Genomic DNA, 14,221 nt, shown 5'->3' with positions numbered 1-14,221 from the left:
ATAAATAGCAGAGTGCGCAATCCCTATGGGGGCTAGAAGCAAAAAAGCCGACTTGCGTCGGCTTTTTTTATGGGACGAAAGATTACTTCGCCTCTGGCTCTGGCTTCTTCGGCTCGTCGAATTTGCCGCCACCCGCGTTCGCAAGGAACACGACAGCACGCCCAATTTCGTAGTCAGAAAAATCGCCGCCGGCTTGGGCTCCCATAGCGCCTTTGCCCTTGATGGCTGAGTTGTACAGGGCATCGAAGCCTGTCTTGACCCGTGCACCCCAAGCACCCGCATCGCCAAACTTGGGCGCGCCGGCAGCGCCCACTGCATGGCAAGCCGCGCATTGGGCTTTGTAGACTTCTTCACCGGACTTCATCTCGCGGTTGGCATCGCGAATTTCTACCATGCCGATTTTTTGAATGCGCTCGGCAGTCGCCTTTTCTACATTCACAGAGCCTGCTGCAGGCTTGTTGGCCGAGGTCACGTAGTACACCAAACCAATGATCACGAAGATCGGAATGACAAACGAGAAAAAAGCCGCCAACAACAATTGCTTGGGGGTTTTGACGGGGCCCGTGTGGTCTTCTTCGTGCGCAGTTGCTTGGCTGTTGTCGCTCATGGGTGTCCTCAAATTAATCGGGGGCTTTCAAACTGCTGGCAATTATAGCGGTCGGCCTTCTGAAACCACCTACAATCCACGCACTCTTGCGGCTGTAGCTCAGTGGATAGAGTATTGGCCTCCGAAGCCAAGGGTCGTGGGTTCGATCCCCGCCAGCCGCACCATTTTTCCGTTTCAAAAACATACTGTTTTGAGCGCCGCGCTCCACGAAGCGCAGCCACAGACGGTGTTACATCAGTCAAGCGGTGAGGCTATCTGCCCACACCAACGCCTCCATGTGCGCAATGTTGACTTGCTTCAAGGTGAAGGGAAGTCTTGCAAACGCGTGACTGAATTCTGTGTCCTCGTCTGACTCACACGCGCAGACCAAGGCCAGCAGATTCCCAAAAGCGCCTTGACCTGTCAGCAGGGTTTCTGCCACGCTTTCATCCAATGCCAATTGCGCCAGCAGCTCCGGCATCGGTCTACCCAGTAGCGTGTCGAGCTGTGACAGCAGGCCCACCAAAAAAGCAGAATCGGCGGTTTCTACGCCACTTTGTTGGAGCGCGAGCAGCTCCATCATGCGGCCACGAACGACAGCCGCAGTACCCGGAATGCTGGCATGTGCGCTGGTGTTGGTGAGCACGAGGGCTGACCAGCGAACCAGCCGCTCGTAGCCGATCAACATCACGGCCTGCCGCAACGACGTGACTTTTTGAGGCAACCCGGTACTGGCGGCGTTGATGATTCGCAGCAGGCTCACGCCCAGACCAGCATCCTTTTTGAGGGCAGTTTCTACCTCGTCCAGCTCCGCGCCGGATCTGAGTAATTGAAATAGGTGTATCGCGCTGGCCTGCGCAGGGGTTAGCACTTTGGATTGGGTGGTCTCGGGCACGGAGAGCCAGTAGCCTTGGAATTCAGTCACGCCCAACGCCAGCATGCTTTCAAACTGCGTTTGACGCTCTATCTTCTCGGCAATCAACACGGCGTTAGTTCTTACTCTGGTCGCTTGCACCAGTGGCTTGTATTGCGCCGGCTCGATGCGTCCGACATCGAGTTTCACGAAGTCCGCCAAGCCTTGCCATGGCTTGTACACGGGTGCCACCACGCTATGTTTGAAGGCTAAGCGAAAGCCGCGCGCTTTGAGCGCTTGGAGTGCCGGCACCAGCGCCTGCACAAAGTCAGCGCTGTGGTGCGGTGCAGGGCCGACCTCCACCACCGTGCGGGTCGGGGGTAAAAAATCCCACTGCTGGCCGGTCAGCCCTTTGTGAACCGAGTGGATGAAGATGTCGTGCTTCTGTGTTGAAAATGGTGCACCGCTTTGGGCAACTGCGTGCAGAGCCAGCGCCAGATCGCTGGCCTCTGAGTGCTCGTTCGCCCGGGTCGAGCGGTTGAACAGTTGGTACGCCAGCACCGATCGCTCAGGACTGACGATGGGCTGCCGGGCGATCGACATTTTGTCTAACAACTCCGGCAGCGGGGTAGGTTGCTCATTCATGCGAAGGGTGGTCGATGCGTGACCACACGAGGCTAACGTAGACCCTTTGCACTGACAAGTCAGGTACGTGCGCAACCAGCGGTGCGGTAGGGCTACAAGGGTAACCCCACATAGTTTTCTGCAAGCGCTGTAGACGCGGCTTGGGACTGCACCAGATAATCCAACTCTGCGTTTTGCAGCTTCTGCCCGATGGCACCATCGGCAGAGAACCGGTGCATCAAGCTGGTGAACCACCAGGAGAAGCGCTCGCCCTTCCAGATTCTGGCCAAGCAGCGTTGCGAGTAGTGGTCAATACCTGCTGAGGATCGCTCGGTAAAGTACTCAATCAGCGCCGTGGACAGGTACTTGACGTCTGTGGCGGCGAGGTTCAGGCCCTTCGCGCCGGTAGGGGGGACGATGTGCGCCGCATCGCCGGCGAGGAAAAGTCGGCCGAACCGCATGGGCTCCGCCACAAAGCTGCGCAATGGAGCAATGCTCTTCTCCAGCGAGGGGCCGGTGATCAGTGTCTCGGCCGCGTGCGGGTCGAGTCGCAGGCGCAACTCATTCCAAAACGCGTCATCCGACCAATTTTCGACCTTGTCAGTCAAGGGCACCTGCAGGTAGTAACGGCTCCGCGTCATGCTGCGCTGAGAGCACAAGGCAAATCCCCGTTCGCTGTTGGCGTAAATCAGTTCATGGTGGACCGGCGGGGTGTCAGCCAGCAGGCCCAGCCAGCCGAAGGGGTACACCTTTTCGTATTCGGTCACGGCACCGGGAGGAAGGCTCGCACGGCAAACGCCATGGAAGCCATCACATCCGGCGATGAAGTCGCAGTCCAAGGTTTGCCATTGACCGTCTTCTTGGTAGCGCACCTGGGGGTGTGCAGTGTCGTAGTCGTGAATCGAGACATCTTTGGCCTCGTAGACTGTCTTGAGTCCCGCGGCAGCACGAGCAGCCATCAAATCGCGGGTGACCTCGGTTTGGCCATAGACCATGACCTGCTGCCCACCCGTCAAAGCCCGAAGGTCGATCCGGTGGCGTTCTCCGCCAAACAGCAAATCGAAACCCGTGTGGGGTAATCCTTCCTGGTGCATGCGCGTGCCCACGCCGGCCTCGTCGAGTAGATCTGTGGTGACTTGTTCCAACACGCCGGCTCGAATGCGCGAGCGCACATAGTCCGCACTCTGCCGCTCAATGATGACGGTGTCGATGCCTGCTTTGTGCAGGAGTTGTCCCAATAACAAGCCCGATGGGCCTGCGCCAATGATTGCCACTTGTGTCCGCATATCTGCTCCTTTGGATTGAGCGAAAGGTTATCGGTGCGGCGCTATTCGGGGGTCTGGCGCGACGGGCTTTTGTGCGATCAATAGAATCAATGTGCGAATATCGCGCAGAAACAGGAGTTGAGTGATGTCTGACGCACCGGATGCAGATGCCCCATTTGTGGTTGCCAAAGCAGACCTGATTGCCGGTATGGCCAAAGGCATGGCGGTGCTAGAGAGTTTTGATACAGAGCGGCAGCGTTTGAACGCCACCTTGGCCGCTCAGAGGGCCGGGATCACTCGGGCTGCGGCGCGCAGGCATTTGCTGACGCTGACCGCACTGGGTTACCTGGAGACAGACGGGAGCTACTTTTGGTTGTCCAGCAAGGTTTTACGCTTCTCCGGCACCTACCTGTCCTCGGCGCGGTTTCCCCGGGTGGTGCAGCCCGCACTTAACCGCCTGGCGGCACATACGCAAGAGTCGTTTTCTGCGGTGGTGTTGGATGGCAGCGAGGTGGTCATCGTGGCCCGCAGTGGGAACGATTGGCGCAGCTCGCCCGCAGGCAAGACCCAAGTGCTCGCGTATGGCTTGCACCTGGGCGCGAGACTGCCTGCGCACGCCACCTCGACCGGGCGGGTGCTTCTGGCCGGGCTGTCTGATGTGGCTTTGGCCCAGTGGTTGTCCGCCCACCCTTTGCGGCGTTTGACGTCGCACACCGTGACAGACCCCGCGGTGCTCAAGGCACAGGTCGAGGCGGCGCGCAAGGCAGACTACAGCGTGGCCTTTCAGGAGCACGAACTCGGTGTGCAGGCTTTGGCGGTCCCTTTGCGCAACCCCCAGGGCAAGGTCGTCGGTGCGTTGAATGTCGTGGCTGCTCCACACCGGTGGCAGCCCGAGGAATTCAGACTTGCGTTGTTGCCCGTGTTGCAAGATGCCGCTCAGGAACTGAGAGCGCTACTGTGACAGTTTGAATTCGTCAACTGAGAAGTAGCTCCGAAGAGCGCAACTACACTTCATTTCGGCGAGTTTCCTAAAATGTTATATTTTATTTAAATTGATTTACATAAATTTATAGCCATGCAAAAATCTTCTGAAACAGTGGAAGTATTGCCTTTCAGTTTTTGGTTAAATCCAAACGTGGTGCCTTTTCTGCGGAGTGAAAGCGCATCTACTTCTGTAATGCAGGAGGGCACAAGCGATGGAGTGCAAATTCCTTTCAACAAAGCACCACTTGAATCCGCAGTGCTTGCCGCTGAGTCTGAAAAGCACGGTCGAAATACGAATTTTTCTCGATAGGGCATTGCTGTGGTTATTCACAAATAAACTGTTAATAAATTGGTAAATTAATGACGTTTTGCAGATGTGCGGCTACGCTAAAGTGGTGTATGTCGAATAAAATGCAATGGAAGCCCCAAAACTGAAAGATTTAAATTCGGTCGCGGTTCCTAGAGCCTTTTAATCCCTTTGCCATGACTAACAGCAGCGACGTTCTGACGACACAACAAGCAGCCCGTATCCTTGGGTTGTCCACCACATCGGTGCAGAAAATGGTCATCAGCGGCGAGTTGGAAGCATGGGTCACTCCCGGGGGGCATCGCCGCATCTTTCGCAGTGCTATCGATAAGCTGGTGCAGTCGCGCGGTACCGCCGCTCCCACCGAAACCGGTGCGCGCCCCCTGCGTGTGCTACTCGCCGAGGATGATCCGATCCAAGTGGCTTACTTCCAGGCCCTGTTGGCGCGTGGCGGCCACGATGTGGCCTTGACGGTTGCCAATGATGCATCGCAAGCACTGATTCAATTGGAGCGTCAACGTCCCGACTTGGTCGTCACCGATTTGATGATGACGCCTTTTGATGGCTACCACCTGATCAACGCCATGGCGCAAGAGAGCGCCTACCAACCGATCGAGGTCATTGTGCTTACCGCGCTGACCCGCAAGGAGGTCGAGGAAGACGGCCGCTTGCCTAACTGGGTGACGCTGTACCAAAAACCTTTGCAGGCAGAGCGCTTGTTGGGTTACCTCGACGCGCTCGCCACCCGCTTGAACCGCGCGGGCCAATTTATCCAAGCGCCTGCACAGCCCAAGCGCGGCCCTGCGGCCTGAACGCTCACGGGGGCTCGTGCCGCCGTGGCTGCCACTGAGTAACCCGATATGTCATTTTCAAATTTAGGCCTTAGCGCCCCACTGGCCTCTGCTATGGAGCGGCAGTTCGCTGCGCCCACGCCGGTGCAAGCAGCCTCCCTTCCTGCCGCACTTGCGGGCCGTGATGTGCTGGTCTGCGCGCAGACGGGCTCTGGCAAAACAGCTGCCTTTGCGCTGGCTGTGCTGCAGCGCTGGGTGGTGGAGTCGCCGTCCGTTGGGCGTAACCCCCAAACCTTGGTGTTGGTGCCCACGCGGGAACTTGCCGTTCAGGTGGGCGGCGTCCTCTTCAGCCTAGCGCGCGATGCTGGCCTTGGCGTCAAGGTCTCGGTCGTCTTCGGTGGTGTGTCCATCAATCCGCAAATGATGGCCTTGCGGGGTGGCACTGACATCGTGATTGCCACCACCGGCCGCTTGCTGGATCTGGTCGAGCGTAATGCTGTGCGCCTGGACCAGATTCGCTGCTTGGTCCTGGATGAGGCCGACCGCATGCTCGACTTGGGTTTTGCCGAGGAGTTGGAACGGATTGATGCACTCCTTCCGGAGCGGCATCAAAGCCTGCTGTTTTCTGCCACCTTCGGCGCTGCGGTGCGCAGCCTTGCCGAGGCGCGGCTGCGGGATCCCGAGAGCATCACCCTCGACACCGAAGAACAAGCGCCGCCCGATATCCTGCAGCGGGCCATCCGGGTGGATGCCAATCGCCGCACGCAGCTCTTGCGGCACTTGGTCACGGCCGAATCCTGGCCGCGCGCGCTGGTGTTTGTAGCGACCAAATATGCCGCAGAAATGGTGGCGGACAAGCTGCGCCGCGCTGGATTGCAGGCGGAGCCGTTTCACGCCCAGTTGAGCCAGGGCAAGCGCAGTCAGGTGCTGTTTGATTTCAAGGCCAATGTGGTGCAAGTGGTGGTGGCTACTGATGTAGCTGCCCGTGGTGTGGATATTGCCGGCCTGCCGGTTGTAGTGAACTACGACCTGCCACGTGCCGCGGCAGACTATGTGCATCGCATCGGTCGCACCGCGCGTGCGGGCAAAACCGGCACTGCGGTTAGCTTTGTGAGTGCAGAAACCGCCGCTCATTTCGCCTTGATCGAAAAGCGCAATGCCCTCGCCGTGCCGCAAGAAGAGGTGCTGGGCTTTGAGCCTGCGCAGGCGTTGCCGGCCATCAGCGCTGATCGCGCAGCGGGCGGAATCAAGGGGCACCGGCCCAGTAAAAAAGACAAATTGCGCGCAGCCGGCCTGCTGCCGCGATTGCAGTAACGCTATTTAAATAATAGCTATTCGCGCAATATTTATGAGCGCTAGCAGTCAATTTCATGCCTAAGTCCACTGCGCCCACGACTTTGCTGTTTGTGTGCATGGGCAATATCTGCCGGAGTCCTACGGCCCATGGCGTCATGCGCCACAAAGCGCTGGCACAGGGTTGGGGTCCCGATGTTTTGCGGATCGATTCCGCAGGCACCCACAACTATCACCCCGGTGCGGCGCCCGATCCCCGCAGCTTGCAACACGCAGTCCGCCGCGGATACGCGTTTGCGGACCTGCGGGCCCGGCAGCTGGAGGCTAGCGATTTCGCAAGCGCCGACCTCATCCTGGTGATGGACTGGGACAACCTCGCGCTCGTAGAGGCGCAGTGCCCCGACTACAACCATCACAAAGTGCGCAGGCTGACCGAGTTCTGTACCCGCCACGATGCAAGCGTGGTTCCTGATCCGTATTGCGGCGGAGATGCGGGGTTTCAGCAGGTGTTGGATCTGGTGGAAGACGCCTGCGACGGGCTCCTGGCCCACATCGCCCGTCAGCAAGCCCGAACGAAATAGGCGCTGACAATGGGGTATGAAAGAGTACACCCCCTCCATTGAAATTCCCCCTTCATTTCTCCAGCTCTATGTGGTGCCGGGCCGCAGCAAACCGTCTGCGCCCCTGTCCCAAGTATTGAGCGAGTACGAGCTCTGCGAGGACATGGCCCAGATGCTGGCGCCGACCGCAGCAGACATGCAATTCAAGCTCGGCGTCACTGAGCATGACGTGATCGAACGCTGCTACCTAGGCCTGCGCACTGAACCTTGCGTGCTCAATGCAGCGCAATCTGCATGGGTAGTTCAAAGAATGGCTGAAATCCTGTCGTGGCCATGGCAAAATCTTGAAAACGTTGTCAAAGCGTAACTATCCGGTAACCAAATTGCCAAACCACGTGGTCTAGCTCCGGTTGGCCGTCGGCGTGTCTTCTTCGTACAAAACCGATTTTGATTTTGCAGAAAAAAGCGCAAAAGCATCGATTTCTAAGGGTTTGCCCGAGGTGGTTTGAGAAGTAATTTAATTACCATCCAACACATCCCGCCGCAGTCTCACCAAGACTGGGCCCCCCGTCAGGAGCATGTTTATGAGTCAGTCTGATGTCCGCTTGCGCGGAATCATCAAAAACTACGGCAAGGCAGATGTCATCCACGGCATCGACTTGGATATCGAGCCCGGCGAGTTCGCCGTGTTTGTGGGGCCCTCCGGTTGCGGGAAAACGACTCTGCTGCGCATGATTGCCGGCTTGGAAGAAATATCGGGTGGCGACCTCAACATCGGTGGCGCCCGGGTGAATGACCTCGGACCATCCGAGCGCGGCGTGGCCATGGTGTTCCAGAGCTACGCGCTGTACCCCCACAAGACCGTGTTCGACAACATGGCCTTCGCCCTCAAAATTGCCAAAACGCCCAAAGCGGAAATTGAACGGCGGGTCCGCGAGGCCTCTGACATCCTTCAACTGACCGAATACCTCGACCGTTTGCCCAAAGCGCTGTCGGGCGGCCAGCGCCAGCGGGTCGCTATCGGCCGCGCGATCGTGCGGGATCCCAAGGTGTTCTTGTTTGATGAGCCCCTCTCCAACCTCGATGCCGCCTTGCGAACCAAAATGCGGGTGGAGCTGGCCACACTGCACCGCCGCCTCGGGGCGACCATGATTTACGTCACACACGACCAGGTGGAGGCTATGACCCTCGCAGACAAGATCGTGGTCCTGAACAAAGGCCGGGTTGAGCAGGTGGGCAAACCTTTGGATCTCTACAACAAGCCTGCAAGCATGTTTGTGGCTGGTTTCATCGGATCTCCCCAGATGAACTTTTTGGGTGGCGACATTGCAGCTCGTCACAACGTTGCCACGATTGGGTTGCGTCCGGAGCACCTGAGGGTCACAGAGGGTGGTCCGATTCAAGGCACTCTCAAACATTCAGAGCAGCTAGGCAACGAAACGTTCGCCTATGTCAGTGCGGGTGCCTTTGGCGATATCACGGCCCGCATGGACGGCACCCTCGGCCTCGAGCCCGGGCAGCCGATTGCCCTTGGTTTTGCGCCTGAGCACCTGTATAAATTCAATGCTGAAGGCAAGCGGGTCGACTGATCTGCGACAGTTTTTAACGCGCCGTGGATGGGCTTCGGCGTCACAAGAGGAGAAGACGATGATGAAGAAAACCGTGATTGCAGGAGCTTCGGCTCTGATGTTGGGTGCTATCGCTGCACCAGCGATGGCTGCGGACTACAAAGGGCCAGATTTAAAGGGTGAAGTGGTCACCATCACTTGCCCTTGGACAGGCGCTGAGGAAGGCATGTTCAAAAAAGTGATCGCGAACTTTGAAAAAGCCACTGGGGCTACCGTGAAGCAATCCTGCTCACAGAGCTCCGAGCAGCAGATCGTGATCGACATCAAGGCAGGCTCGCCCTCCAACATTTCGGTGTTCCCGCAGCCAGGTCTGGCCGCCAACATGGCAGCGATCGACGGCTTGAAGCCACTGGGCGCCAAAGCTCAGGAGTGGGTCAAAAAGAACTACGCCGCAGGCAGCTCATGGGCTGATCTGGGTACCTACGCCAACAAGGCCGGTAAGAAAGAGTTCTACGGCATGTTCTACAACGTGAACGTGAAGAGCTTGGTGTGGTACATCCCTGAGAACTTCAAGGAAAAGGGCTACAAAGTGCCCAAGTCCATGGAAGAACTGCAAACCCTGACCAAGAAAATTGCAGCCGATGGCGGCAAGCCATGGTGTATCGGTCTGGGCTCTGACGCCGCTACCGGCTGGCCTGCGACTGACTGGGTCGAAGACATGATGTTGCGCACTCAAACGCCTGAGGTCTATGACCAGTGGGTCAGCAACAAGATGAAGTTCAACGACAAGCGCGTGATCGAAGCGATCGAAGCCTACGGCTGGTTTGCCAAGAACGACGCCTACGTGGACGGCGGCGCCAAGGCCGTGGCCACCGTGAGCTTCAAGGACAGCCCCAAGGGCATGTTCGGCTCCCCGCCCAAGTGCTATATGCACCGTCAAGCGTCTTTCATCCCCGCTTTCTTCCCAGAAGGCAAAGCGGATGAGGCAGACTTTTTCTACTTCCCGTCTTACAGCAGCAAGAAGCTCGGCAACCCTGTTCTGGGCGGCGGAACGATTCTGACCATCACCAAAGACAGCAAGGGCGCCCGTGCATTCATGGAATACCTGCAGCATCCCCAGTCGCATGAAATCTGGATGGCTGAAGGCGGCTTCCTGACACCGCACAAGGGTGTGGACTTGGCCAAGTACAAGACCGCCTCGCTCAAGAAGCAAGGTGAGATTCTGCAAAACGCCACCACCTTCCGTTTTGACGGCTCCGACCTGATGCCCGGCGCAGTGGGGGCAGGTAGCTTCTGGAAGGGCATGGTCAACTACTCCGGCGGCGCTTCTGCCAAGGAAGTGGCTGACGAGATCCAGAAGAGCTGGGACGCGATCAAGTAAGACTCTCCTCTGACGTCGCCTCGCGGCACGTCTTCAGGCCGGCGGCTTCGGCTGCCGGCCCTTTTGAATCTCATTCCTTACGACACGCAAAAGCATTGATCCCATGACTGATCAAGTTATCCAGACCATCACCGCTGTACTGGTCAGTATTGCGTTCTGCTTGCTGTACTTCGCCGGCTCCAACTTCGTGTTGGATAAAATCGTCCAGCTGCCCATGGGCAGTAAAAACGGGCGCGAAATTTTCCGCTCCAACGTGCGGCCGTGGCTCTTTATTGCGCCCGCCCTGTTGTTGCTGGGTACCTACCTGGTGTACCCCTTGTTTGAAACCTTCCGCTTGAGTTTTTATGACGCAACGGGAGAGCAATTCGTCGGACTCGCCAACTTTCGTTGGGTGTTCGCAGACCAGAATTTTTTGCTGACGATCCGCAACAACTTTCTCTGGTTGCTGGTAGTTCCCGCTGCGGCTACTGCGTTCGGCCTTGTGGTCGCCGTACTCGCAGACCGCGTCTGGTGGGGTGGATTTGCCAAGTCCATGGTGTTCATGCCCATGGCCATCAGCTTTGTGGGCGCCAGTGTGATATGGAAGTTCGTGTACGACTTCCGCGGGCCCGACGCAGAGCAAATCGGCATCTTGAATGCGATGGTGATGGGCATGGGCTTTGAGCCCCAGGCCTGGGTCACGATTCCGTTCTGGAATAACTTTTTCCTCATGGCGATTTTGATCTGGATCCAGACAGGCTTTGCCATGGTGATTCTCTCTGCCGCCCTGCGGGGTGTGCCGCACGAAACCATCGAGGCTGCACGCATCGATGGCGCTAGCGAGCTGCAGATCTTTTTCGAAATCATGGTGCCCCAAGTGATGTCCACGATTCTGGTGGTTTGGACCACCATCACCATCACGGTGCTCAAGGTGTTTGACATCGTGATGGCCATGACAGGTGGGCAGTGGGATACCAGCGTGCTTGGCAATCTGATGTATGACTGGATGTTCCGTGGCGGTGGCGACTACGGCCGCAGCTCCACCTTGGCCATGGTTTTGATGTTTGCAGTGGTGCCGGTGATGGCCTTCAATATCCGCCGTTTCCGCACCGAGGAGGCACAGCGATGAAAAAGTATTTCTCTCTCCCATCCTTGATGGCGCAGGCCTTGTTGCTGGTCATCGTGCTGATGTGGGTACTCCCGACCTTTGGTCTCCTGGTTTCCAGCTTCCGGGAAAAGCAGCAACTGGTCAGCAGTGGCTGGTGGACCGCTCTCTCCACCCAAACCCGTGCAGACATGCGCCGCACGGCAGGTGCCCAAAGTCTGGTGAAAGAAGGCGAGCGCTACGTCATCAGCGGCCGCTTGTTCCCTGAGGGGGGCGGTATACAAATCAAGCAGTTTTCGCTCAAGTCGGCCAACCCCAAAGAGTTCGCCGTAGGTACCACTGTGGACGTGTCGGACGGTCAGATTTTCGACGAGGAAGACGGCAAACCCGACGGTACGCTGACAGTGAAAGCCGACGGAAGCTATCGCCTCGATCTGGATCAGCCCTATGACAAGGATCGCGGTGTCCGGGTGTTTTATGTGGCCGAGTCTCCGCCCGTTTTCATGACCCAGAATTACGAAAAAGTGATTGCGGGTGAAGGGGTAGGGCAGGCATTCTTGAACACCTTCAAGGTCACGATTCCGGCCACCTTCATTCCGATTTTGATTGCAGCCTTCGCCGCGTATGCCTTCAGCTGGATGGAGTTCCCGGGCCGCAAATTCTTGTTCATTGTGGTGGTGGGCTTGCTGGTGGTGCCCTTGCAAATGTCGCTGATTCCGCTGCTGAGGCTTTATAACCAGATGGGCGAGGTTTTTGGCACAGAGTCCAAGTCTTACCTCGGGGTGTGGCTTGCCCACTCCGCGTTTGGTCTGCCCCTGGCGATTTACCTGCTGCGTAACTACATTGCGTCCCTGCCACGCGACATCATCGAGAGCGCACGGATGGACGGTGCTTCGCATTTCCAGATCTTCACCAGCATCGTGCTGCCCTTGTCGATCCCTGCGTTGGCGAGTTTTGCCATCTTCCAGTTTCTGTGGGTCTGGAACGACTTTTTGATTGCACTCGTCTTCCTCGGTAAAGCACCGGATCAGGTGGTGCTCACCATCAAGCTCAACGACTTGCTGGGCTCTCGCGGTGAGAGCTGGGAAATTTTGACCGCCAGCGCATTCGTCTCTATTGCGGTGCCGGTTGCCGTGTTCTTCTCGCTGCAACGCTTCTTTGTGCGCGGGCTGCTGAGCGGCTCCGTCAAGTAAATTTAGGACCAAACTTCCTGGGCGAATTTGCGTAAGCAGATTCGCCGTTTTCATTCAAGGGACCTTTCAATCATGGCTATAGCAACGAACAACAACTGGTGGCGCGGTGGCGTCATTTATCAAATCTACCCGCGTAGTTATGCGGACAGCAATGGCGACGGTGTGGGCGATCTGGCCGGCATTACCGCCAAACTGGACTATGTGGCCGACCTGGGCGCAGACGGCATTTGGCTGTCGCCCTTCTTCAAGAGTCCGATGAAGGATTTCGGCTACGACGTCAGCGACTACTGCGACGTGGACCCGATGTTCGGAACGCTCGATGATTTCAAGCAGCTGGTCGATCGCGCACATGCACTGGGCCTCAAGGTCATGATCGATCAAGTACTCTCCCACAGCTCCGACCAGCACCCTTGGTTTGTAGAGAGCCGCTCCAGCCTGAACAATCCCAAGGCCGATTGGTACATCTGGGCCGATGCCAAACCCGATGGAAACCCGCCCAACAATTGGTTGTCTATTTTTGGCGGTAGTGCATGGCAGTGGGATACCCGCCGTTGCCAGTACTACATGCACAACTTCCTGACCAGCCAGCCCGATTTGAATTTTCACAATCCCGAAGTACAAAAAGCGCTGCTCTCGACCGTCAAGTTCTGGTTAGACCTCGGGGTGGACGGCTACCGCCTGGATACCGCCAACTTCTACTTCCATGACGCCCAGCTGCGCGACAACCCCGCACGCGGTCGCCCCGATGGTGAGGACCCTGCGGTCAACGCAGTGAACCCCTATGGCTGGCAATGGCACCAACACGACAAGAGCCAGCCTGAGAACTTGGCCTTCTTGCGCGAGCTGCGGGCTTTGCTGGATGCGTATCCTGATACCACTATGGTGGGAGAAATTGGGGACGACGACGGTCTGGCCCGTGTGGCGGAATACACCAGTGGCGGCGACAAGCTGCACATGGCCTATTGTTTTGACCTGCTGGGTACCGCGCACAGTGCCGCGCACTTCCGCGGTTTTGTGAAGCGGTTTGAAGAGGTGGCTCCCGGTGGATGGCCTTGCTGGGCCCTGTCTAACCACGATGTGGTGCGGGTCGCTACACGCTGGGCCAGCACTGCGGCGATTGCGGCCCCTGAGTTGTTGCGCTTGGGCGCAGCCTTGCAAATGTCCTTGCGCGGTTCCCCTTGCATCTATCAAGGTGACGAGCTGGGCTTGCCAGAAGCAGATATCGCATTTGAAGACCTGCAGGACCCCTACGGCATCACGATGTGGCCCGAATTCAAAGGGCGCGATGGTTGCCGCACCCCGATGCCGTGGCTTGCGGATGCGGCCGATCTGGGCTTTTCCTCATCGTCGGTACCGGCAAAGCCATGGCTGCCCGTGGCAGCGACCCACCGGGCGCTAACTGCCGAGGCGCAGATCCAAGACTCCGCATCGCTGTTGCACTTCTATCGCAACCTGCTGCGCTGGCGCAAAACCCAACCTTGCCTGGTGAGTGGTACCTTGGAGGTGCTGGATGCGCACCCCCAGGTGTTTGCCTATGTGCGTCGCCATGAGGGCCAAAGCATGGTTTGCGTATTCAACTTCAGCCCTGAGCCTGCCCAGTGGGTAGTCCCGGAAGCCTTCGCTGCGATGCACACGGTGACGGGCAGTGGTCTGGGGGATGCAGTTCGCCAGGGGGCAGTGCTGCAGTTGCCTGCATGGGGCGGCGCTTTTCTGGGCAATGCCTGACCTCCTG

The 14,221-nt window shown here is 57.8% G+C and carries 14 protein-coding genes and 1 tRNA gene; 12 read left to right on the top strand and 3 right to left on the bottom strand.

Annotation, left to right across the window (positions count from 1 at the left end; translation table 11 throughout):
- Positions 1 to 82 precede the first annotated feature (82 nt).
- The gene (locus U5L73_RS01190) at positions 83 to 607 is read right to left on the bottom strand and encodes a c-type cytochrome (protein WP_322560650.1); all 525 of its coding nucleotides are present in this window, start codon (positions 605 to 607) and stop codon (positions 83 to 85) included.
- A gap of 88 nt (positions 608 to 695) precedes the next feature.
- Between U5L73_RS01190 and U5L73_RS01185 the strand changes: the two genes are divergently transcribed.
- Positions 696 to 771, top strand: a tRNA-Arg gene (locus U5L73_RS01185).
- Positions 772 to 845: 74 nt separating this feature from the next.
- Here U5L73_RS01185 and U5L73_RS01180 read toward each other — a convergent pair.
- Positions 846 to 2,084, bottom strand: coding sequence for an EAL and HDOD domain-containing protein (locus U5L73_RS01180; RefSeq protein ID WP_322560649.1), 1,239 nt, complete (start codon positions 2,082 to 2,084; stop codon positions 846 to 848).
- A gap of 92 nt (positions 2,085 to 2,176) precedes the next feature.
- Entirely contained in the window at positions 2,177 to 3,349 is a 1,173-nt protein-coding gene (pobA, locus tag U5L73_RS01175) for a 4-hydroxybenzoate 3-monooxygenase (protein WP_322560648.1), read from the bottom strand.
- 124 nt (positions 3,350 to 3,473) lie between these two features.
- Here pobA and U5L73_RS01170 point away from each other — a divergent pair, with 124 nt between their 5' ends.
- The 11 genes from U5L73_RS01170 to U5L73_RS01120 all read left to right on the top strand — a co-directional run bounded on the left by U5L73_RS01170 (position 3,474) and on the right by U5L73_RS01120 (position 14,214).
- Positions 3,474 to 4,289, top strand: a complete 816-nt coding sequence (locus U5L73_RS01170) for an IclR family transcriptional regulator domain-containing protein (protein ID WP_322560647.1) — start codon at positions 3,474 to 3,476, stop codon at positions 4,287 to 4,289.
- Positions 4,290 to 4,403: 114 nt separating this feature from the next.
- Positions 4,404 to 4,622 (top strand): hypothetical protein, encoded by a 219-nt coding sequence (locus tag U5L73_RS01165; RefSeq protein WP_322560646.1) that lies wholly within the window; start codon positions 4,404 to 4,406, stop codon positions 4,620 to 4,622.
- 173 nt (positions 4,623 to 4,795) lie between these two features.
- Complete coding sequence (locus tag U5L73_RS01160; RefSeq protein ID WP_313874357.1) at positions 4,796 to 5,431, top strand: response regulator; 636 nt, start codon at positions 4,796 to 4,798, stop codon at positions 5,429 to 5,431.
- A gap of 48 nt (positions 5,432 to 5,479) precedes the next feature.
- Entirely contained in the window at positions 5,480 to 6,724 is a 1,245-nt protein-coding gene (locus tag U5L73_RS01155; RefSeq protein ID WP_322560645.1) for a DEAD/DEAH box helicase, read from the top strand.
- Positions 6,725 to 6,780: 56 nt separating this feature from the next.
- Positions 6,781 to 7,284 carry a low molecular weight protein-tyrosine-phosphatase gene (locus U5L73_RS01150; RefSeq protein ID WP_322560644.1) on the top strand — a complete coding sequence of 168 codons (504 nt, stop codon included), beginning with the start codon at positions 6,781 to 6,783 and terminating at the stop codon, positions 7,282 to 7,284.
- A 16-nt stretch (positions 7,285 to 7,300) separates the two neighbouring features.
- Complete coding sequence (locus U5L73_RS01145; RefSeq protein WP_322560643.1) at positions 7,301 to 7,630, top strand: ATPase with chaperone activity; 330 nt, start codon at positions 7,301 to 7,303, stop codon at positions 7,628 to 7,630.
- A gap of 217 nt (positions 7,631 to 7,847) precedes the next feature.
- Positions 7,848 to 8,852, top strand: a complete 1,005-nt coding sequence (locus tag U5L73_RS01140; RefSeq protein ID WP_322560642.1) for an ABC transporter ATP-binding protein — start codon at positions 7,848 to 7,850, stop codon at positions 8,850 to 8,852.
- Between the two features lie 58 nt (positions 8,853 to 8,910).
- Positions 8,911 to 10,212, top strand: coding sequence for an ABC transporter substrate-binding protein (locus U5L73_RS01135; RefSeq protein ID WP_322560641.1), 1,302 nt, complete (start codon positions 8,911 to 8,913; stop codon positions 10,210 to 10,212).
- Positions 10,213 to 10,315: 103 nt separating this feature from the next.
- A complete protein-coding gene (locus U5L73_RS01130) occupies positions 10,316 to 11,320 on the top strand; it encodes a sugar ABC transporter permease (RefSeq protein ID WP_322560640.1) in 1,005 nt (334 codons plus the stop codon).
- Entirely contained in the window at positions 11,317 to 12,489 is a 1,173-nt protein-coding gene (locus tag U5L73_RS01125; protein WP_322560639.1) for a carbohydrate ABC transporter permease, read from the top strand. The genes U5L73_RS01130 and U5L73_RS01125 overlap by 4 nt, the downstream gene beginning before the upstream one ends.
- A 72-nt stretch (positions 12,490 to 12,561) precedes the next feature.
- Positions 12,562 to 14,214 (top strand): alpha-glucosidase family protein, encoded by a 1,653-nt coding sequence (locus tag U5L73_RS01120; RefSeq protein ID WP_322560638.1) that lies wholly within the window; start codon positions 12,562 to 12,564, stop codon positions 14,212 to 14,214.
- Positions 14,215 to 14,221: the final 7 nt, after the last annotated feature.

This window comes from Rhodoferax sp. (assembly GCF_034520025.1).
GTDB lineage: Bacteria > Pseudomonadota > Gammaproteobacteria > Burkholderiales > Burkholderiaceae_C > Allorhodoferax.
This window is presented reverse-complemented; position numbering and strand designations above follow the sequence as displayed.